This is a genomic window from Melioribacteraceae bacterium, assembly GCA_035362835.1.
Taxonomy (GTDB): Bacteria; Bacteroidota; Ignavibacteria; order Ignavibacteriales; family Melioribacteraceae; genus DSXH01.
In genome coordinates, this window is the sequence record DAOSDY010000001.1 from 1255728 (window position 1) to 1275239 (window position 19512).

Here is a 19512-nt window from a genome sequence, read left to right on the forward strand (position 1 = left end):
TCAATAACTTTACGGCTCCCCGGAAACATTACTTCAGAAAATTCCGTCCAATACAATAAATTTTCCTTTTATACGTTTACCATGTTAGAAAATAAAAGAATATGACTCTATTAAACGAGAATAATTTAATAGACAGGTGCAGAATGGGGGAATCTGCTGCATTCGGACCTTTAATAAAGCTCTACAGGCAAAGGATGCTCTCCTATCTGTTTAAGCTTTGCGGAAACAGGGAACTGGCCGAGGATCTTTTCCAGGAAACGCTGATTAAAATCTGGAGAGGACTAAAAAACTATAAAGATCAGAACAAATTTTCTTCCTGGATCTTTTCGATTGCACATAATACGGTAATGGATAAATTGAGAATGAATAAAAGAGAGAAAGATATTTATGAAATTGGTGATATGGAGTTCCCGGCATTAACAAATGATCCCTACAGAGAACTTGTTGATTCGGAAACTGGTGAAATAATTTCCAGGGCGGTTGACCGGCTCTCTTTAAAACAAAAGGAAGTGTTTCTATTACGAATTCATGGGGGGATGACATTTAGAGAGATATCCGAGATAACAGGCGAATCCCTTAATACCGTCCTTTCGCACATGAACTACTCAGTTAAGAAGCTGAGAAAAATGTTGAGGTTTCAAAATGTCGAATAATGAAAAAATGACGTGTAAAATGTTCGAGCACGATATCTGGCTTTATATAGACAGAACACTGGGCGACGAGAAAATGGAATTCTGGCGCAGACATCTTAATCAGTGCAATCATTGCAGGGAGATTCTATCGTCAACAGAAGGGCTTATTTCAACGGCGTCTGAAAAACTCGTTTTTGATATCGATGATAGTTCGTTCGACAGGATGATCGGAAAAAGCATTAAGTCAAATAGGTATAAAATATTTCCCCGGTTATTTGGAAAAAGGGGCCGCCAACTAATTACTGTTGGCAAGGTTGTCTTTGCGAGTGTACTTGTTGTTGCGGCAATTCTGATTTCGCTAATGTCCGACAAGCCGAATTCAATTAAAACTGTGAGCAGAGAACTTCTTGACTGGGAAGGCGCAGAGATAAGAACGGAATTGAACGATATCGGAAGCAGAATTGAACTGATTAAATATGATAATCTGGAAGGCTGGAACCGCGAGGTGAATGGAATAAACAGCCGCCTGAACAATCTTGAAACTAACAGCGATCCGGAATCATTTTATTAATAAGTAAAGGATGTTTTATTCAAACATATAATCTTAGGAGGGAAAAATGAAAAAATACTCATTAATAATATTAATTCTCCTGCTTGCTTTTTCGGCAGCAAGAACTTACTCTCAGGTTACGATTGATAGCGATCGTTCAAAACATGCGTTGAGAGTTTTCGGGGGGGAAATGACTCAGGAGGAAGAGGAAAAATATCTGAAAAACCTTTCACCTGAAACAAAGACCAAGCTCGAAGAGATAAAGAAACTTAATAAGAATAAGTATTATCAGCTTTTAAGAAACCGGAGCATTTATTCAATCGACGGTTTCTATTCTACCGGGGTTGCGCTTTATGAAACCGCGAGAGGTGAATATTTATCCCAAAAAAAATCAGATACACAGAGCGAAGTAAATAAAAAACAGATGGAGGCGGAAATTGATGTCGAACTGATTCTGCTAAAGTATAAAAGCGCCGATGAAGCACAGCAGCAGAAAATGCGTAGCGAACTTAGCAATGCTCTTGGAAAACTCTTCGATATCCGCGAGACATTTAAACAGGAAGAAATCAGAAGTCTTGAAAAACGACTTCAGGAACTGAAAGAATCTCTGAATACCCGCAAGCAGAACCGCGAGAATATTGTAAACAGAAGATTGAAAGAGCTTTTAAATGAAAAAGATGATTTAAGATGGTAGGAAATGTGCCGCGCTCTTCGAATGGGAGAGCGCGGCAGCTATTATTTTGCTTTCTGAAACTCGAGTGTGAATGTAGATCCGACTCCTTTCTGCGATTCCAGCCGAATAGACCCCTCGTTAAGCTCGACAAATCTTTTTACTATTGCCAGTCCAAGTCCCGAGCTTGTTTCCCCGGCAGTCGGAACAGAGGATAATTTTACAAACGGTTTGTAAAGATTCTTAATATCCTCCTCGCTGAACCCCTGTCCGCTATCTTTAACTGTAATTATAATTTTATCACCTTCTTCTTTCAGTCCTACAATAATATCCTTACCCTGATTAGAATATTTTATTGCGTTGCTGATTAAATTTTCTATTATCTGTACAAATAATATATTATCAGCAAAAATGAAATATTCCCCGGGACCGAAATTCTTAATAATAGACTGATTTTTTCTGTCGGAATAATGAAGCATCCTGGTAATTATTTTGTTGATCTCAGATGTAACACCAAAAATGCTTTTTTCGATAGAGAAATTCTGTCCCTCAAACCTGCTGAAATTTAGAAGTTGTGAGATAAGGTCCTGCATCCTTTCGCCGGCCTCACCAATCATTTTAACGATTTCTCTCTCTTCGGATTTTAATTCAACATCGTCCATCAGTATTTCAGCAAATCCTTTTACAGCAAAGACCGGGTTTTTAAGATCATGAGAAACAATCCTGAGAATTTCGTTTTTCTGGCGGCTCTCTTCCTCTGCTTTGTCTCTAAGCTTCTTTTCTTCGCGTGCAGCCATTTCGGCTTCCTCTTTTGCTATTCTGTAGCCCTGAGTCCGTTCTTCAACTATTTTTTCCAGGTTCAAACGATGTCGCTTAGCGCTCTGCAAGCGGTAATAGAAGAATAGGAAAATACCCGATACAGCAATTAAGAAGGCGATTATATAAAACGCAGGCGTCTCCGTGATCTTTGCTTCAATACTGAATTTAATTGATGCCGGGCTTATACTCCAGTTACCGTAACTGTCCGATGCGAAAATTTGAAACTCGTAGTCTCCATACGGTAGTTTTTGATAACTCACATCCCTCCTGCCTTCAACATTAAGCCATTCTTTATCCAGTCCGACGAGTTTGTACTTGAACCGGACATTCTGGGGAGATGAAAATGAAGGGGAGTTAAATCTAATTGTAAAATTAGTGTAATCGCTAGGTAATATAATTTCATCGCCGGGATGATAAATAGTATCCTTTAATTCCAGTGATTCAATAAAAATTTTGGGTTCGGCAACAATATCCTTGAATGATTTTAAATCGATTACTACGGGACCTCCGAATGACGGAAACCATAGATTGCCCTCGTAATCCCGCAGCCAGCTTGGCTGACAACCGCCGTTAAACTCGATGTTTGCCAATCCCTCTTCCGAGCCGTAATTGATAGAAATAAGAAAATCTTTTTTATTCCCGAGATAATTTTCTATTTCTGTTTCCCGGATTCTGAATATTCCGTTGTTGCACGTAAACCAGAAATTCCCGTTACCGTCCTCTGCTATTGCGGAAATAATATCGTTAAACAATCCGTCCTTTCTGGTAATTGTAACAAATCGATCGCCCAGCTTTACTCTTAGACCGTTTCCGTAGGTTCCAACCCAAAGACGTTTTTTCTTATCGATGTATAACGCGCGTGCGGATTTTGCATTAGCCTCTTGAACAAAATGGAAGTTTCCGTTTTCATATTTGAACAGCCCCTCGTCGGAGGCAATCCACACTATGCCCTTTTCGTCCTGTATAAAATGTCTGTAAAGGTTTCTCCGAGATTTATCGGGATAATAAACCCGAAATTTTCCATTTTCATAGATTGTAACCGCGCTGATTGAACCGAACCAGATTCTTCCGGAATTATCGGTAAAAGCGGAAAAGAAATTTGTGCCGGCTTTCTGTCTTAAGCTGTCTTTATCTATAAATTCTTCTAATTTATCGTTTTTTGATTTATAAATACCGGTTCCGTTTGTACCAATCCAGATGTCGTTATTTTTATCCTCTGTAAAGGCCCATGTAATCGTTTTTGGATTTGAAGCTTCATATTCTTTAAATGGGGTTACTATTCTTTTATTGTCCACAATTTTCTGAATACCCGGATTCTGACCGATCCAGATAGAACCGTCAGAAGAATTAAAGATGGGGTATGTATTTAGTTCGTCAATGCCGAAAGTTTTATCGAGAGTATATATGAATTTCTTCTTAATTAGAAAAAGTCCGTAAAGTTGTGTTCCCACCCAGTAGTTGTTTTCTGAGTCTATGAACACGCGTGAATAAACGGTGGTTGATATTCTGCCTTTTGGAATAATTGTTTCCAGTGAATTATTCTTAATTAATACAACAGACCCGTCATATGTTCCGGCAAGAATAGACGAATCTTTCATAAATATAGTGCTGATTAATTTATCCGGAAATAAGTTTACGGGATTTGAAAGCTCGTCGAATGTTGCAGAATAGTATATTTTCAGGCCGAACAAAATCCAAATCCCTTTTTCATTATATATACTTTGATTATGAAATCCATACGGAAGCGGAAGGAGTTTTTCTTTAACTATCCGGCCGTTGTAAAAAAGCAACGCCTGATTATCGAACATCGCGAATAAGGTATCGTTTTTTGTCCTGTGGCTGAAGGAAATATAATCGTAATCTTTTATGGGTTTGCCGTTTATTAAGGAATCAATTTTTGTTGCCTTATCGTTGGCATAGTAAAACATGTCCCGGTTGGTGCTGCAAATATAATAATTGCCTTTCGAGTCCTCCGCAAATTGATAAACATTAAAATGAGAGTCCGAAAATATGCCGGTTATATCGGTGAATGTTCTTCCGTCAAAAACGATTAGCTTTCCAAGTTCGTTTGAAATCCATAAGCGGTTTCTGCTGTCCAGGAAAAGAGAATTAATTCGATCGCTCTGAAGAACCGGATATTGACTTGTTGAGTATGTTCGGAAATTTAATCCATCGAAACGGACAAGTCCGCCGTAAGTAGCCAGCCAGATATATCCGTTCTGATCCTGGACAATCCGGTTAATAGAATTCTGGGGAAGTCCAGAATTGGAGTTCCAGTTTGTTACAACATATTTTTCCGACGGTGAAATCGGGCGTATGTTTTGCAATATTTTCGGCTGTGCGTATAAAACCGCGCCGAATAGTAAAAGGAAAATAATCTTATAGAAGATCATAAAATGGAATCCGCGCCCCGAGTTTACAAATTTTGCTATTTCGCCGGTCTCAATTTATATCAGGATAAGATATGCTTCAAGGGATAGACTTATAAATGCTCTTTATTACAATATCCGGGCAGTAAAAAACGGTTACCGGTTCTCCTTCTCGAGGGCTTCGAAATATTTTCTAATCAGATCCTCGTAATCTTTCCTGTAACCTTCTCTTATTGCTTTCATAAGTTCGTCTCTCAGTTTGTTTTTTCCCTCCTCGGTTGTAAGAATCAGTTTAGGCGGGGAAGTCAGCACAAAATCCTTTCCGGTACTTGATTTTCTTTCCTTTTCAAAATCTCTTTCGTTTATTGAGCGCTGTGCATCCAGAAGTTTTGATAGGATCCTTTCCTGTTGTTTAATGATATCATCATCGAGTTTATCCGATTGAAGATTAGATACGACCTCTTTCATTTCTTCAAGTATTTTTTCAAGGTTAGCCGCAAGTTGTTTCGAGCGTCCTGTTTCTACCGCCTCGCGGTTCAACTCTTCAAGTGATTTCCTGATCAGTTCCTGCTGCCCTGCCAGTCTTTCCATCTGAGCCATCATTTCCTGCGACATTTGCCCGCGATTCATCATTTGAGTTAAGCGGTTCAGGTCCAATTGCTGCTGGGCCATTTGCTGAAGCTGCTGCATCATGCCCATCATTCCGCCTCCCTGGCCGCCGCTCATCATCTGGTCCATCCCCCTCTTCATCAAACCGGCGGTCTCATTCAGGTTTCTCATCGCTTCGGTTTGACGCTGTGCCGAAAGAGCCGGGTTCCCGTTCTGCATCCATGTAATCGACTGCTGCATTTCGGAATAAGCTTTACCGAGAGCCTTCCCCATTTCCGGAGTAATTGCGAATGTCTTTTGAGATAAAGCCGTCATTTTCTGAAGTATGCGGCTCAGATTACCCTGCATCTCGCTTTGTTTCCTGCTGAAACCGGAAAGCTCCGGCGACATAGCGGATAAATCCCTGCTCTCATTTTTTAAATTCTCCTGACTCCTTGATAAAGCGAGCAGATCATCGAGAATCTTCATCATCTCGTAAAAAGTTTTCATTTGGTTCATCTGCTGGAGAGCAGACTGAAGACTTTCCATTTGTTCCCGCGAGCTCTGAACATTTTTAGAGAGCTGCTGTTGATTTTTTAGCGCCTCGGATTTTTGCATCCTTTGTAAATTCCTGACCGCTTCTTCGGAAAGCTTAGTATTGTTCTGCTTAGCGAACTCTTCGAGCAGCTTTTCCATTTCTTCTTTCGGCATATCTTTTAAATCATCCATCATTCTATCAAGCTTTTCCATTTCGCTCTTCAACTGATTTAGATTTTCCGTTAAATCATCCTGCCGTGCCGCAATCTCACCCAGCTTCCTTTTGTCGTTTAGATCAGCCCTCTCGGTTTTATCAGAGAGCTCCCCGATTTTTTCTGATAGATCGTCGGCTCTTTTAATAAGCTCGTCCAGCTTTTGTTCTATCTGAACTCTCTTTAAAAGATTTAGAGTACGCTCCAAGCTTTTTCTGAAATATTCTTCATTAGCTTTGATCTGATCGAGCGAGACTTGTACATTATCCCGCAAAAGGCTTTTAAGCGCCTCCTCCATTCTTTTAAATGCCTGGCGAAGTTCCTCGCTATTCAGCTGTTCGAGCAGATCCTGAAGCTCGTTATATTTCTGAAGAGTCTCCTCGGAGAGCAGATTATTCTGCATCAGGTCTTTGCGCATCCCGCTCAGTTTGTCTTCTATATTCCCGGTTTTTTCCATCAGATCTTCAAATTTGCGCGAAGCCTTTTCAATTCTTTCCTTCTCCTGCCAGGAAATTTCCCGGCTGTTCTGTTTAAGTTCATCGCCTATCTTTTTAAGCTCCCGGTTTAATTCTTCAGCTTCTTTAATCGTTTCGGCAAGCTCTCCGGTTGTTTCCTCCCGGGAATTGTCGGCAAGACGGTACAATTCATCGAGTGAGGGAACAAATACTGTTATCGCCTTGGTGCGAGCGGATTTGGGTCCGGAAATTTCATCATTATCAAAAATTTCAAGATAGAAAGAGATCGATTCACCTTCCGCAAGGTATAGAGGCGCTAAATCCCATACATAGTATACTTCATCCTCAAGCCGGTTGCTGTTAATTGTTATGGGAATTATAGATTCTACATTCATCGGTTCGCGGTATTTAGATGCGATAAGACGGTGCTTAAGCAGCAGAGATGTAAAACCGTAATCGTCTCTTATTTTTGAAATAACAGGTACCCGGCCGTCTGTACCAAGCTTCACATTTTCTGCGGGACTGATCAATTCAATTTCCGGAGGCCTGTCGTTGAGAAGTTCTATTGAGTATCTGATCGGGTCCGAATTTTCAACACCCTGTTTATCTTTTACAAAAATTAAATATGCCGATGCTTTATTGACTGAAAACAGGGCAGATGCTTTGGATTCTACAACCCCCATTTTAATTTGTGAACTGTCATCGAACATAATTAAAGCATCGGAAAGATCTCTTGAAGCGTCAATCGATATTTCTATTTCACTTCCGGGAAGTGCGGAGATGTTTCCGTTATCACGCTGAACCGACTTTGCAAGCCCGGAATATGCCGGAGGATTTATAGTGAGGTCAAGCCGCGTTATAATCGGCCGGTTTATTACCGCTATAGTATATTTATCGCTCTCAATCCCTGAAGAGGCGGCATAATATTGAAAGGAGTTTTTAACATTTCGGATGGTATAATAAAAAACTCCGGAAGAATCAGGATTTAATACTATTTCCTCGAATTCCGTTTTTTCATTTGATTTGGTAAAGAGTGTTAAAATGTTCGGGATTTCGCCTGAAGCGCTTACCTTTATTGAAACATCATCCCCCTTTGTTATCTCATCGTTGCCGGGAAGTATATGAAGGTAAAATTTTTGATGAATCAAAAATTCGCGATCATAATTGATAATCCGGTATGCCGAAGCTGAAAGATCTGGAAAAAACCGGAACAGCAGGATTGCTAGAATCGTGATTATTAAAGCAATACGGATTCTCCCTTTGGCCGGTCCGAAATTAATTGCTTTCCTGAAATCGATCGATTCCGATTTTGTATAAATCCTGTTAAAAGCCGCTGCAATCAAATCTGATGAATAACCCGGATATACAGAGGATCTGATTTCGAATGCATTGATCAGCTCATCTTTTATTTCTTGAAATACGTTGCCGACTTTTTTTGCTGCCGAGAAATGATCGGGTTTTGATATTACGAAGAAGGAAGCCGCCAGCGGTGTAATTACTTTAACAATAAGGAATACCGACACTGCAATTATTGATAACCAGAACAGAATTGTCCGCGCTGAAGAACTAAAATTGAACATAAGATTAAACAAGGAAACCGAGGTAACAATAGCAACCGAAAACAGAATGAACAATCCGGTCCCGGCAAGTGCTTCACGCCTTTTGTCCAGGGATTCAACCTCGGCCAGACGTTTATAAATTTTGCTAATAAGATTATTATCCATCGAATAAAATCGTGTTGCTATTAAAATGTTTTCTCTCTCAATGCTGCTATCAGTTCATTAACGCCCACACAACAATGTTGGTTCCGAACTTTAAAGCCTCTTCTCTTTTAGCGGGCGGATTTTTATGAACCTCCGGGTCGGCCCAGCCGTCGCTCGGATTGCTTTCATATGTATAGTAAACACACAATCTTCCTTCATGAAAAATTCCGAATCCACGGGGCGGATTATTATCGTGCTCGTGAGTCTTTGGGGGCCCGTTCCGGAAATCAAACATGCAATTATAAAGTCCGTAATCAAACGGAATTTCTACAAGATCTTTTTGCGGGAATACTTTTTTTAACTCCCTTCGTAAAGCCTTATCTAGTCCGTAGTCGTCATCAACATAAAGAAATCCTCCGTTCTCAAGATAAGTGCGCAGCTTCCGCGCGTCAGAATCGGAAAAAACAATATTACCATGACCAGTTATGAAAAGGAAAGGATATGAGAATACGTTGCCGCTTGATAAATCTACAAATTCATATTTCGGATTAGTTTTTATATTAGTGTTCTGTGCTATAAATCTTAAAAGATTTACTTCGGCAGAAGGATCGTTGTACCAGTCGCCTCCGCCGTTGTATTTTAGCCGGGCAATCATAAATCCCCCGTCATTCTGTGCCGGGGAAACGGAAGGCCAGGTGGCAAATAGTATAAGAATTCTTATAAGTAATTTCATCGGTTGCATTTATTTTACAGGGTGAAGATAAATATTTAATACTCACTTTGCACAGCCAAAAGAAAATCAACGGGCGAATCATTTATTCATTTCTTATTTTTTATATAACAATTAAGAGAGAACAATGAAGACGATTCAAATCCTTATCATATTATTATTTCCATTTCTTATTAACGCGCAAACGGTAAACTTCAATGAGTATTTCGAAGATCAGACCATGCGGATCGACTATTTTCATATTGGTGATTCCGTCACCGAAATTATAACAATCGATTTTATATATAAGTACGGAATATGGGCCGGGAGCACTAAGAACCTGATCGATAATTTCAATAACGGGGCATACTATCATAAAATTTATGATCTGAATTCAGGCCGTTTAATTTATTCCAAAGGATTCGACAGTTATTTCAAAGAATATCAGACGACAGGAGAAGCCGTAAACGGAATTCAAAGATCTTTTCACGAAAGCGCGATCATTCCTTATCCTAAATCTAAAATTAAATTTGTGATTGAAAAACGGGACAAGCGGAATCAGTTAAATGAAATTTTTTCAACTATTATAAATCCAGACGACCTCTACATAATAAAAGATCCAATCGCTGATGCCGGAGTGAGGACAATCAACAGCCACAAATCGGGCGATCCGCATAACAGGGTTGATGTTGTAATTATAGGCGACGGCTACACTGCCGGTGAATCCGAAAAGTTCGACCGCGATCTCAAGAGGTTTACAGATGTTTTATTAAATCACGAACCGTATAAGAAACACAAAGATAAATTTAATGTGTACGGAATATTCAAAGCTTCTGCCGAAAGCGGAATTGATGAGCCTGGCGCCAATGTTTATAAGAAAACGGTTCTTAACACAACTTATTACGCAATGGGATCGGAAAGATACATACTCACAGAGGATAACAGAACTCTGCGCGATATAGCCTCTCATGTTCCATATGACGCGATTTATATTATGGTAAACGGATCGCGATACGGAGGCGGGGGACTGTACAACACATACTGCACTTTCGTTGCCGATAATCAGTTCTGCAACTATCTATTCCTTCATGAATTCGGACATTCGTTCGCGGGCCTTGCCGATGAATATTATACTTCCGAAACAGCGTATAACGATATGTATACCGAAGGAATTGAACCCGTTGAACCGAATATTACCCGTCTCTACGACAAAAATAATCTGAAATGGAAAAATCATATTACTCCTGGAATTGAAATACCAACTCCCTGGGAAAAAGAGGAATATGATAGAACTGATTATGCTTGGCAGACAATCAGAAAACAGATGAACAACAACATTGCAAAAATGAAAAGAGAAAATGAACGGGAAGCAATAATAAAAGCTGCACAGGCTGAGTATGATGCAAAAGATAAAGCACGGAGCGAGGAAGTGGATAAATATTTGAAATCATCAAAGTTTATTGGAAAGGTCGGTGCTTTTGAGGGTGCGGGCTACAACGCCAAGGGAATGTACAGGTCGATGCTCGATTGTATTATGTTTACAAAAGGCGCTAAACCATTCTGCAAAGTCTGCGAAGAGCATATTGCTAAAGTAATAATGCATTACGCTGAGTAGTATTGAATGAATTAATAAAATGATATTGTAAGGTAAATTATAATGAAATCGCTATCGGGTAAAAAAATATTATTATTTATTGACGATGTTTATGAAGATCTGGAGCTGTGGTATCCCAAACTCCGGCTTATCGAAGAAGGTGCGTCGGTTGTTGTTGCCGGCCCCGAGGCCAATAAAGTTTATCAGGGAAAGAACGGCTATCCATGCAAGTCCGACGCATCTTACAAAGATCTGGAGGAAAAAGACTTCGATGGACTTGTAACACCGGGAGGATTTGCGCCCGATAAGCTGAGAAGGGACCCGAAAGTTCTCCAGCTGACCAAACAGTTCAACAACTCGGGGAAAATGATAGCACATATTTGTCATGGCGGATGGATTACAATCTCGGCTAAAATAATGAAAGGTTACAGGTCCACATCAACACCCGGAATAAAAGACGATATTGAGAATGCCGGGGCCGTCTGGGTGGATGAACCGGTGGTGGTTGACCGCAACATGATTTCAAGCAGGCGACCGGACGATCTTCCCCGGTTTTGCAGTTCAATAATAGAATATCTTTCAAAATAACAAATGCGGTTTTTCTTGTTTTCTAATAATCTATAAGGACCAAATGAAAGTATTTCATCTTAATAATCCCGCATCCGGCAATGGAAACGGATCTAAACTTTTTCATAAAATAAATAAAGAATTTGAGCCGGATGTAAAAAAACTGGAAGCCGTACAAACCGAATATGCCGGTCACGCGACCGAAATAGTAAAAAACCTCGACTTCGAAAACTATGATCTACTTGCGCTCTCGGGGGGAGACGGCTCGCTGTTCGAAGCTATAAACGGTTATTTCCTGAACAGTTCGTCGAGAAAAATTCCTGTCGGAATTATACCCGTCGGAAGAGGCAATGCTTTTGCTAGGGACCTGGACCTTCATCCCGAAGACTGGTGCAAAGCAGTTAAAAAAATATCTGCCGCAAAGACCAAACATGTTGATGTCGGTTATTGCAGAACCGGAAACGATCAGTTCTATTTCATAAATATTCTCGGTCTGGGATTTGTTACAGATGTGGCGCAAACAGCTTTTAAATTAAGAGCCTTCGGCCATCTCTCTTATATATTAGGAGTTTTGCACAGGACTGTTTCTTTAAAACCTTTCACGCTGAAAATGGAAATTGACGGCAAAAAAATAGAGAGGGAGAATGTTTTTGTTGAGATCTCAAACTCGCGCTATACGGGAAAGGATTTTCTGATGGCCCCCGATGCGTCGGTCGACGACGGGCTGCTCGACATTACGCTTCTCAACAAATTATCGAGAACCCGGCTTCTTCAGTGTCTGCCCAAGATATTTACGGGCGAGCATATTAAAATGAAAGAAGTGGAGACATTTAAGGCAAAAAAAATAAAAATTGAGACGGAGCCGGTGAAAAAATTAACGCCCGATGGGCAACTTACAGGTACTACTCCGATAGAAATCGAATGCTTAAATAAATCACTCGCAGTTATTACGGGGAATTAGAAATATGATCCGGGAAAATATTTATAAGATTCTCTTAATTATTGTTTGTTCTTTTTCAACAGGTTTGTTTGCTCAGAGTAAGCCGGGGCAGGTTACCTGGCAGGTCGATAACTTAAATAAAATCGGTGGAAATCCAATTACTCTATTCGGGAATCCGGTTGAAGTAGAAACCGAAAAAGGAAAATCAGTAAGGTTCGACGGAGTTGATGACGGAATCATTGTTCATGCCAACCCGATTGACGGCGCAAATTCTTTCACCGTTGAAATTATTTTCAAACCGGATACATCATCAAACCCGGTGAATAAAGAACAGCGCTTTTTGCACATTCAGGCTCCCGGGTATGAACCAAGAAGAATGTTAATTGAGTTAAGACTCACCGATGGGAACAAGTGGTTTCTGGATACACATATAAATGCCGATACAACATTCAGAACGCTCTACGCGGAAAATTATATTCATCCGCTGCAGGAGTGGTATCATGCCGTTCTCGTTTATGATAAGGGAGTTGTCCGTCATTTCGTAAACGGTCGGGAGGAAATGTCCGGCACAATTAACTATATCCCGATCAAAGACGGAAATGTATCTTTAGGCATGAGAATGAATAAGCGATCTTTTTTTAAGGGAGAAATAAAACTGGTCAGGTTTACGGATCGGGCCCTGACGCCCGAAGAATTTCTTGATGAAATTTAATGGTTTGGCTGCCGATTATACAGACAGCTGATTTATATAATCCGTAAACGAATCCGGCAGACGGGATTCTATAAGAATCTTCCTTGCGTTCTTCAGTTCGAACTCAATTCTTCCGGCGTGGAGCATCAGCCGTGGAAATCCGCTCTGAATATTCTTGTCACCGTATCTTAAATCGCCTGCGATCGGGTGATCAATTGAATAGAGATGAACGCGAATCTGGTGCCGCCTTCCTGTAATGATTGATATATCGAGCAGTGAAAAATTCTTATACTTTTTTAGAAGTTTATAATCGGTGATACTCCTCTTGCCGTTCTTTTCATCAATCCCCATTCTTCCCGAACCGAATTCACGAATCGGTTTATCGATCCTTCCCGTATCATTTTTTATTGATCCGTGAACGAGTGCTGTATAATTCTTTTTTATGGATCTAGATTCGAACAGTCTGTTTAAGTATTTGTGAGTTTCCGGATTCTTTGCAAACAGAATAATTCCGCTCACTTCTTTGTCAATCCTGTGGACGACGTAAATTTTCTGTTCGAATTTTTTTTCAAGCAGGGAATGTATCGTTTCAATTGAGGTATCGTTTTCTGAAATCGAGGCAATTCCTTCCGGTTTATCAACGGCAATAATATTCGGGTCGCTATACAACAGGTTGATATTTTCTATGCTTGCTGGAGTCATAATTCTTTTAATGCTGAAATTCTTTTATTGCTTTAATCATTTCCGATAATTTCTTTTCAGAGAAAACAGTTATCCTCTCAGCACCCGATCCGGATACAATGCGAGCAGAACCGTGTATCTCCCTTATGCCGGTTTCTCTGATTATCCTGTGAATATTGTTTTCGTTTATTCCGCCGCCCGGCATAATTATTATTCTTTCTTTTGCGTGCTCAACCAATCTCTGAATTGTATCGATTCCGGAAAGAGCGTCATTTTTCTGTCCGCTAGTTAATAAACGGTTTATACCGAGTTCTATTAATGAATCGAGCACGGCGATCGGGTCTCCCGCAACGTCAAACGCACGGTGAAAAGTAATGCTCATTGGTCCTGCCAAATCTATCATTTCTGATAATCTATTAGTATCCACCGATCCGTCTTCAAGTAAAATTCCGATTACTACTCCGTGCGCACCGTTATTCCTGCAGAAAATAATATCCTGCCTCATTTTATTGAGTTCTTCTTCGGTATAAGTAAAATTGCCCCCGCGCGGACGGATCAAAACATTAACCGGTATTTTCAGATTTTCAAGACAGGTTTCAATCAATCCATAATCCGGAGTAATTCCTCCAATACCCAGATCGGCACATAATTCAATTCTTTTTGCGCCGCACTTTTCTGAAGAAAGTGCAGATGCAAGCGATTCCACGCATGCCTCAAAAATAATCTCAGCCATCGCCCTCAACCTCAAGGTGATAAATGGGTCCTTCGTTTAATTCTTTTTTGATAAATCCCATCTTTTTAAGATAGATCTCGTGTTTCTCATTTCCCGGATCGCTGTAAATATTTTTTACTTTCTTCTGTTTAAATATTTCATTGAATACATATTTACCCATCTTGAAATCCCTGTAGCCGGGTATTGCATAATCGAGACGGACGTGAATCGACTCGTCGTCAGAATATTCCGAAATAACCAGTCCTGCCGGGACCGCATTTCTCAAAACGAACATAACATGACAGTTTTTACATGGAGAGAAGAGAAATGAAGGCATAAACTTTTTTATATCTTTCTCATAATACTTCAGAAAGTAATTTAAATATTCGGATGTGGTTTTTACTTCGAGAACCCGGAAGAATTCATTCTCCTTCCTAAAAAAGATTTCTGTAAGATAATAGATATCTACCAGCGTAATAAAACCGTTTAGAATTCCCACCGGGTAAGCTCCTATAATAAATCCGTAAGTAGAGAATATTGAAGCACCGAAAAAATTTATAATCCTCAGTTTAACAATCGAACTCATCATTAACGATACCGCTATCAGCGCCGAAGCAAAGTAGCCTATAATTTGGACCGGTTCCATTAAATATCCTCTCTTATTAAAATTAATTTTGTATAGCAAGACCTACGGTTATAAAGCTAAAAGCCTCCGAAGATTTAACAGTTCCGGAAGAAATAAAAAGCTGAGTCGGATAACGGTATGTGTCTTCGTATACAACCTGGTACTGATTGGGCTGCGTGTTTTTAATATCAATCAGCAGTTCGAACAGCTGATCAACAGACCGGTACCATTTCCAATTTTCCGGCGGGATCTGTACGGTACCGCTGGTGTCTCTTATATCGGTTATCTGATTGTTGTTGACAAAAATTTTAACAGCCTGATCGGTACCTGAAAAGTTAGCAATTCTCTGCTGGATAATTGTGTAATCATTAATTCCAAACGACTTCCAATTCTGATATTCTTCAGAAGCTCTGTTGGAAACGCTTTCAAAAGGATTCTCATCGCAGCTGACGAAAAATAAAACAATAAGTAAAAAAAAGATTTTTATCTTCATGATTTTCATCCGTTGAAATCAAAGCTAATTTCGTAGTTTAATTTATCAATTTCCCGTGTAATACGAACTGTGAAAATGAAGACCGGGTTTATCGGATTATTAAATTTTCTTTGAAGACCGATATTAATCCGCGAGTTACAAGATGAGGTATGATGGTATAGTGTGTTTCATTATCAGCAATTTCCGGAATCAATCTAAGACCAGAATAATTCCGGGATTTCAGGGAATCCACAAAATCTGTCCATGGTGTTTTAAAAATATCCGACTCAAGAGAGCCTACAGAAGTATATATTATTATATTGAGAGATTTTCCCGTCTTATAAAGACCGCTCTCCATTTTTAGAATATAATTGTCGTCCCAGAATAGAGCGGGGCTTATCATTACGTATCTTAGAAAGGCGTCCGGATTTTTCAGAAGGGAATATGTTACAAAAAGCCCGCCCAGGGAGTGTCCAATCAATGTTCTGTCGCCTGAAATAATATTGTACCTGGATTCAACGAAAGGAATTAATTCGTTTGTGATAAACGAGAGAAATCTGTCGGCGCCGCCCGACGCTGGAAGAATTACCTCCCGGTTTCCCGGCCGATTGTTTTGTGTTACTGTTGTAGGAGTATAATCCCTGCCCCTGTTGTAATTAAATTCCTTTGAACCTCCTTCGGATGAAATTCCGACAATAATAAGGTCGGGCAGTTCTTTGTTGAAAGCAAGCAGCTTGGCAGATTGCATTACTATTCCGAAAGATGAATAGGCATCGAGCATATAAACAACCGGATACTTTTTATCAGTCGCTCCGTAACCCGACGGAAGAGAGATAAATACAGGGTATGTCTCTCCGTTCGAGACAGATGAGATTCTATGGACTTCGGTTCTGTTGAGAGTTACCGGACCGGCATCACCTGTCTGGGCCGGTAGTAGGCCTACGAAAATAAAAGAGACGTAAACAGTGATAAAAATTTTTTTCATGAATTGCTTTCTTTTATGTACCGGGTTTTTTTAACTCGAATTCTGCAACGATTCGATCCATCAATTCGTCGAGTTCCGTGTTGACAATTTGATTTGCGGGATCCGAATACCAGTCGGCTATCTCTTCCGCACCGGATTCAAAAGGGATAACTGCGTTAAAATCCGGTACGATTTTTTTGATCTTTGAATTATCGAATACAGTATCATAAGCCTTATCGCCGAAGAGCTCAGCGCCCCATTCTTTATCCTGCAGCGCAATAAAATCAACCGGGATATGTACCGGATTCAGTTCAAATCCCGCCTTAGATGCCAGGGTCTCTGCTATCTGATTCCAAGTAAGAGTTTTATCCGAGGTTATGTGATATGCTTCGCCAATGGTATTGGGATTGCCGATCAGTCCTACAAATCCCTTCGCAAAATCTTTTGTGTGAGTAAGTGTCCATAGATTATTACCGTCGCCGTGAATGATTATTTTCTTGCCTGTCTTCATTCTGTAAAAAGGAAGATAACCCATTTTAAGCGCCGGCTTTGTCCTGTCGTACGTATGGGACGGTCGGCAAATAGTTACAGGAAATCCGTCGTGTTTATATTTCTCCATAAGGAAATTTTCGCAATCGATTTTTGATTGAGAGTATTTCCAGAATGGATTAACAAGCGGCACATCTTCAGTGATTGGGAGTTTTACTGGCGGTTTTTGATATGCTGAAGCAGAGCTGATAAAAACATATTGTTTTGTCCGGTCTTTAAAAAGTCCGTAGTCGCGCCCGACGTCGTTTTCATTAAAAGCAATCCAATCAACAACTGAATCGAAATGATGATTATCTAATGCAGCCCTGACTGAATTTATGTCATTTATCTCCGCTGTAAGAATGTTGGCTTTTGAAGGAGGTTTTCTAAATGATTTGCCTCTGTTAAGAAGATATAAGTCGCAGCCTTTTTCTATTAACAATTGGGTACAAGAAGAGCTGATAACACCCGTTCCGCCTATGAAGAGTATTTTCATTTAAAATAAACAGTTTTTTTAGGTAAATAATTTATGATCACGGCAGGAAATATAAACAGTATTATTCAACCGTTCACCAGAAAATAAACACACAAGAAATATTAATCTGTTAAAATTGATTTTGTCCGGAAGAAGCATCTGTGAGCAGAAAAATATTAAACCGGCTGACACGACGGAATGACCATCGAAATTAATTTGTCCTCCAATTCGTGAATAGCAGAGAGCATTTTTTCTTTGGCCGCATCCGATTCTTCCTTTATAATGCCTACAATTTCTTTATAGTATTTTATTCCGGAAATCAAATTATCGCGGAAAGAATTAAGATAAGTTTCTGATTGATACGAAAAAATTTCAGCAGACTTTTCTATTTTATTCTCAAGGAATTCAATATATAATTTCAGTTCTTTCACAAAGAAATAGGGACGGTGCTCATCCGTTACGAGATTTATTCTTCCGTAGATATGATCGACCATTTCTTTAAGAGTGGCAATTTTAGAATAGTAAGCGAGGTTTGGACCGGGGCAGACTGAAACAGCACGGCTCTGTTTTGGGGTTGGAATATCTTTTTGTATCAAAGCCGGGACTGTAAGTCCTTCGCATAAACAAACTTTGTCTGTTGCCCTGCTAAATTCATAACCAAAACGATCCGGATCGGAAATGTCTTCTTTCAGCCGGGCAGTCTTTTCTTTGAGATAAGAAATTGATGCTGTGCAGATCGGCTTATCGGAAAATTCCACGTTAGAAACTAAAAATTTCTTCGGGCACGGACTTCCCGGTTTACCTAATTCAACTCTCCTTATTTTTTCTATATCCTTACTATTATTGCGCAGGTTATTGAAAGGTACGCCTAACGGTGAGACCTCACTTAAATAGATATCTTTTTCACCAGCACGACAAAGCAGATTTAATGTATAATCATCTACATTTGTTACCTCGGGCACCAAAAGAAACGGGCTTCCCCAGCCCACGGATTTAACACCATAATAGGTGATTAAAAATTCCTGTTCTTTTGAAGTACCCACACCGCCCTGAACCGTAAGATCATAATTCAGATTCGTGGGATTAACCGCGATATCTTTAACGGAAATGGCCGACAAATAAATTTCCGAAAGCGTGTTGATTAATTCTTCTTTTCTTCGCTTAAACTCTTCCAGTATAGGACCTAAGAGTAAGCCATCCGTTGCAAAGGCGTGGCCACCGCAATTTAATCCGGATTCAATACGGAATTCTGAAACCCATAATCCCTTCTTTGCTAAAAACTTACCCTGGATAAGAGCCGATCTGAAGTCACTAACCTTTATGACAATCTTCTTTTTAAAATTACCCCGAATATCTGGATGAAAGTCTTTAAAAGATTCAATATAAGAGTAAAGCCGGGGATTCATACCGGCGGAAAATATTATCGAACTTTCAAGATCACTATGTGCAAATCCCCGAAGAGCTGCGTGTGCGTCATTAAACTCGTTTGAAAGCGGCAAACCGTCGTGTGAATAATTAACCTTATCCAGCTTGGTCATAATATTTACATCGATAGAACCGGGTAGAATTGCTTCTCTTAAATCTTGTTCTGCCCGGGATCTTAATGTGTTGTCGGAAATTTTAAGCATTTCCTTATACTTAATCTTCAATGCGGAATCACAGGGTAGAAGTTCGAAATATTTTGTTATTTCGCTCCCGGGTTCAAAAGGAGAATATTTCAGTTTTTCAAAGTCCTCTTTTACAATTTCACTAATCATGTTTAGATATGCGGTTATCCGTTTTGCCCTGGAGTCCAGTTCTTTTGTTTTGATGGGTACATACATCTTGTTTCTCGAACCGAAGTAATGACCGCGAAGTTGTTCTAATAATGTGTCGTCTACAAGGGACATGACAGACGAGATTCCATACTTTGCAACCTTTAGAGGAGCATCAACGGAGAATCCAACACCTAAAACCGGAATATGAAATTTATGTAAACTGGTATTTATCATTAACAAAATCCTGTGGTATTATGATTAG

The 19512-nt window shown here is 39.8% G+C and carries 17 protein-coding genes; 7 read left to right on the forward strand and 10 right to left on the reverse strand.

Annotated elements, in window-relative coordinates:
• Positions 1-101: 101 nt before the first annotated feature.
• From PLZ15_05315 to PLZ15_05325, 3 genes are read left to right on the forward strand one after another with little or no spacing between them, the layout of a single operon-like run.
• Positions 102-653 (forward strand): sigma-70 family RNA polymerase sigma factor, encoded by a 552-nt coding sequence (locus PLZ15_05315; GenBank protein HOI29163.1) that lies wholly within the window; start codon positions 102-104, stop codon positions 651-653.
• On the forward strand, positions 643-1203 hold the full coding sequence (locus PLZ15_05320) for a hypothetical protein (protein HOI29164.1): 561 nt from the start codon (positions 643-645) through the stop codon (positions 1201-1203). The genes PLZ15_05315 and PLZ15_05320 overlap by 11 nt, the downstream gene beginning before the upstream one ends.
• Positions 1204-1249: 46 nt before the next feature.
• Complete coding sequence (locus tag PLZ15_05325) at positions 1250-1876, forward strand: hypothetical protein (GenBank protein ID HOI29165.1); 627 nt, start codon at positions 1250-1252, stop codon at positions 1874-1876.
• Between the two features lie 41 nt (positions 1877-1917).
• On the opposite strand, the gene PLZ15_05330 is transcribed toward PLZ15_05325, so the two are convergent.
• The 3 genes from PLZ15_05330 to PLZ15_05340 form a co-directional block, all read right to left on the reverse strand.
• Positions 1918-5064, reverse strand: coding sequence for a two-component regulator propeller domain-containing protein (locus PLZ15_05330; protein ID HOI29166.1), 3147 nt, complete (start codon positions 5062-5064; stop codon positions 1918-1920).
• 132 nt (positions 5065-5196) lie between these two features.
• A complete protein-coding gene (locus PLZ15_05335; GenBank protein ID HOI29167.1) occupies positions 5197-8556 on the reverse strand; it encodes a hypothetical protein in 3360 nt (1119 codons plus the stop codon).
• A 49-nt stretch (positions 8557-8605) separates the two neighbouring features.
• On the reverse strand, positions 8606-9268 hold the full coding sequence (locus PLZ15_05340; GenBank protein HOI29168.1) for a DUF4159 domain-containing protein: 663 nt from the start codon (positions 9266-9268) through the stop codon (positions 8606-8608).
• A gap of 124 nt (positions 9269-9392) precedes the next feature.
• On the opposite strand from PLZ15_05340, the gene PLZ15_05345 reads away from it, so the two are divergent.
• The 4 genes from PLZ15_05345 to PLZ15_05360 are packed head-to-tail and all read left to right on the forward strand — an operon-like array spanning position 9393 to position 13057.
• Positions 9393-10859, forward strand: coding sequence for a M64 family metallopeptidase (locus PLZ15_05345; protein ID HOI29169.1), 1467 nt, complete (start codon positions 9393-9395; stop codon positions 10857-10859).
• A gap of 42 nt (positions 10860-10901) precedes the next feature.
• Positions 10902-11426 carry a type 1 glutamine amidotransferase domain-containing protein gene (locus tag PLZ15_05350; protein ID HOI29170.1) on the forward strand — a complete coding sequence of 175 codons (525 nt, stop codon included), beginning with the start codon at positions 10902-10904 and terminating at the stop codon, positions 11424-11426.
• A 43-nt stretch (positions 11427-11469) separates the two neighbouring features.
• Complete coding sequence (locus PLZ15_05355; protein HOI29171.1) at positions 11470-12366, forward strand: diacylglycerol kinase family lipid kinase; 897 nt, start codon at positions 11470-11472, stop codon at positions 12364-12366.
• A gap of 4 nt (positions 12367-12370) precedes the next feature.
• Positions 12371-13057 carry a LamG domain-containing protein gene (locus tag PLZ15_05360; protein ID HOI29172.1) on the forward strand — a complete coding sequence of 229 codons (687 nt, stop codon included), beginning with the start codon at positions 12371-12373 and terminating at the stop codon, positions 13055-13057.
• 15 nt (positions 13058-13072) lie between these two features.
• Here PLZ15_05360 and PLZ15_05365 read toward each other — a convergent pair whose 3' ends face one another.
• From PLZ15_05365 to PLZ15_05395, 7 genes are all read right to left on the reverse strand, one after another.
• Positions 13073-13738 (reverse strand): RNA pseudouridine synthase, encoded by a 666-nt coding sequence (locus tag PLZ15_05365; protein ID HOI29173.1) that lies wholly within the window; start codon positions 13736-13738, stop codon positions 13073-13075.
• A 7-nt stretch (positions 13739-13745) separates the two neighbouring features.
• Positions 13746-14450, reverse strand: a complete 705-nt coding sequence (locus PLZ15_05370; GenBank protein ID HOI29174.1) for a copper homeostasis protein CutC — start codon at positions 14448-14450, stop codon at positions 13746-13748.
• A complete protein-coding gene (locus PLZ15_05375; protein ID HOI29175.1) occupies positions 14443-15075 on the reverse strand; it encodes a hypothetical protein in 633 nt (210 codons plus the stop codon). The genes PLZ15_05370 and PLZ15_05375 overlap by 8 nt, the downstream gene beginning before the upstream one ends.
• 22 nt (positions 15076-15097) lie before the next feature.
• Entirely contained in the window at positions 15098-15547 is a 450-nt protein-coding gene (locus PLZ15_05380) for a DUF6174 domain-containing protein (GenBank protein ID HOI29176.1), read from the reverse strand.
• A gap of 88 nt (positions 15548-15635) precedes the next feature.
• A complete protein-coding gene (locus tag PLZ15_05385; GenBank protein HOI29177.1) occupies positions 15636-16511 on the reverse strand; it encodes an alpha/beta hydrolase-fold protein in 876 nt (291 codons plus the stop codon).
• Positions 16512-16524: 13 nt separating this feature from the next.
• Entirely contained in the window at positions 16525-17514 is a 990-nt protein-coding gene (locus PLZ15_05390; protein HOI29178.1) for an SDR family oxidoreductase, read from the reverse strand.
• Between the two features lie 155 nt (positions 17515-17669).
• A complete protein-coding gene (locus tag PLZ15_05395; protein ID HOI29179.1) occupies positions 17670-19484 on the reverse strand; it encodes a hypothetical protein in 1815 nt (604 codons plus the stop codon).
• Positions 19485-19512 lie beyond the last annotated feature (28 nt).

What these genes read in the sequence shown, in the direction of transcription:
- PLZ15_05315 (HOI29163.1), top strand. Translation starts at nt 102, where the DNA reads ATGACTCTATTAAACGAGAATAATTTAATAGACAGGTGCAGAATGGGG.
- PLZ15_05320 (HOI29164.1), top strand. Translation starts at nt 643, where the DNA reads ATGTCGAATAATGAAAAAATGACGTGTAAAATGTTCGAGCACGATATC.
- PLZ15_05325 (HOI29165.1), top strand. Translation starts at nt 1,250, where the DNA reads ATGAAAAAATACTCATTAATAATATTAATTCTCCTGCTTGCTTTTTCG.
- PLZ15_05330 (HOI29166.1), bottom strand. Translation starts at nt 5,064, where the DNA reads ATGATCTTCTATAAGATTATTTTCCTTTTACTATTCGGCGCGGTTTTA.
- PLZ15_05335 (HOI29167.1), bottom strand. Translation starts at nt 8,556, where the DNA reads ATGGATAATAATCTTATTAGCAAAATTTATAAACGTCTGGCCGAGGTT.
- PLZ15_05340 (HOI29168.1), bottom strand. Translation starts at nt 9,268, where the DNA reads ATGAAATTACTTATAAGAATTCTTATACTATTTGCCACCTGGCCTTCC.
- PLZ15_05345 (HOI29169.1), top strand. Translation starts at nt 9,393, where the DNA reads ATGAAGACGATTCAAATCCTTATCATATTATTATTTCCATTTCTTATT.
- PLZ15_05350 (HOI29170.1), top strand. Translation starts at nt 10,902, where the DNA reads ATGAAATCGCTATCGGGTAAAAAAATATTATTATTTATTGACGATGTT.
- PLZ15_05355 (HOI29171.1), top strand. Translation starts at nt 11,470, where the DNA reads ATGAAAGTATTTCATCTTAATAATCCCGCATCCGGCAATGGAAACGGA.
- PLZ15_05360 (HOI29172.1), top strand. Translation starts at nt 12,371, where the DNA reads ATGATCCGGGAAAATATTTATAAGATTCTCTTAATTATTGTTTGTTCT.
- PLZ15_05365 (HOI29173.1), bottom strand. Translation starts at nt 13,738, where the DNA reads ATGACTCCAGCAAGCATAGAAAATATCAACCTGTTGTATAGCGACCCG.
- PLZ15_05370 (HOI29174.1), bottom strand. Translation starts at nt 14,450, where the DNA reads ATGGCTGAGATTATTTTTGAGGCATGCGTGGAATCGCTTGCATCTGCA.
- PLZ15_05375 (HOI29175.1), bottom strand. Translation starts at nt 15,075, where the DNA reads ATGGAACCGGTCCAAATTATAGGCTACTTTGCTTCGGCGCTGATAGCG.
- PLZ15_05380 (HOI29176.1), bottom strand. Translation starts at nt 15,547, where the DNA reads ATGAAGATAAAAATCTTTTTTTTACTTATTGTTTTATTTTTCGTCAGC.
- PLZ15_05385 (HOI29177.1), bottom strand. Translation starts at nt 16,511, where the DNA reads ATGAAAAAAATTTTTATCACTGTTTACGTCTCTTTTATTTTCGTAGGC.
- PLZ15_05390 (HOI29178.1), bottom strand. Translation starts at nt 17,514, where the DNA reads ATGAAAATACTCTTCATAGGCGGAACGGGTGTTATCAGCTCTTCTTGT.
- PLZ15_05395 (HOI29179.1), bottom strand. Translation starts at nt 19,484, where the DNA reads ATGATAAATACCAGTTTACATAAATTTCATATTCCGGTTTTAGGTGTT.